The sequence below is a fragment of the Bacillus sp. TL12 genome, assembly GCF_022625245.1.
Classification (GTDB): domain Bacteria; phylum Bacillota; class Bacilli; order Bacillales; family Bacillaceae_G; genus Bacillus_A.
In genome coordinates this window covers 1-477 of sequence record NZ_JAJJBY010000210.1, presented here as the reverse complement: position 1 = coordinate 477, position 477 = coordinate 1, and the positions used below count along the sequence as shown (strand labels likewise).

Sequence of the window (477 nt, the reverse complement as noted above, 5' to 3'; positions counted from 1 at the left end):
ATCCACATAAAATTTATTTTCATGTTACCGCCTTCTTTCTAAAAATAGAGTACATATGATATATATTGGGTGTTTTTGCCCATCCCCAAAAAAGGGGGAATAATACAACATATACCAATCTGACACTGGATAGAGTGTTGTATAAATTAAATTATTTGCTATTAAAAGGAATTAGAGATTTTGTCGAGAACGTGCAAAAATGGGTCAAAGGATGTTTATGTCTATCAGTTATTTTTCAGTTGAAAATAACTAACTCGTGATAAATAAAAAGGAAAAGGACTGATAAGGAGTCCCTTTCCTTCTGCATTAGAAAATGGCGTATACACTTACAGTAAATGGTTCAGATGCATTTTTAGGATTCGCAATATACAATGATCTTGCTGATACTACACTTGTTCTATTACCACTTAATACATCGTGAAAAACAACGGGATCTGTACCAGCAGATACATCTTTCATAACATTAAAGCTAACAAA

At 32.3% G+C, this 477-nt stretch carries 1 pseudogene; it reads right to left on the bottom strand.

Features of this window, described 5'->3' with window-relative positions:
• Positions 1-306: 306 nt before the first annotated feature.
• Positions 307-477 (bottom strand): annotated as a pseudogene (locus LOK41_RS28565) (DeoR family transcriptional regulator); the annotation flags it as partial.